General features: G+C 71.7%; 1 protein-coding gene. It reads left to right on the top strand.

The features are described 5' to 3' along the window. Positions 1-481 (top strand): hypothetical protein (locus OQ02_RS39245; protein ID WP_033443759.1); only part of this gene is annotated, 481 nt, incomplete at both ends.

The following is a 481-nucleotide window of genomic DNA, read 5'->3' on the forward strand; positions in this document are numbered from 1 at the left end:
CACCACCACCGTCTACGACCCGCTGCGCAGCCAGCCGACCCAGGTCACCGACGCCAACAACAAGGTGACGACCACCGCGTACGACCCGCTGGGCCGCGTCACCAAGGTGGGGCAGCCGACCCGCTCGGCGGGGACCTACCCCGACTCCCCGAGCTACGCCTTCGACTACCTGGTCCGCAAGGACGGGCCGATCGTCACCACGACGAAGGTCCTCGCGCACGACTCGACCTACCGCGAGGCGTACGCCTTCCAGGACGGCCTGCTGCGCGAACGGCAGACCCAGGAGCCGTCGCCGGACGGCGCCGGCCGGCTCGTGACCGAGAAGTTCTACGACACCCGCGGCCAGGTCTGGCGCGACTCCGGCCGGTTCTTCGCGACCGGCGCGGCCGAGCCCGCCCTCGTCACCGGCCAGGACCTGAACTACCCGTCGTCCACGGACACCGAGTACGACGGCGCCGGCCGGGTCACCGCCGTGATCAGC

It is taken from the genome of Saccharothrix sp. NRRL B-16314, from assembly GCF_000716595.1.
GTDB lineage: Bacteria > Actinomycetota > Actinomycetes > Mycobacteriales > Pseudonocardiaceae > Actinosynnema.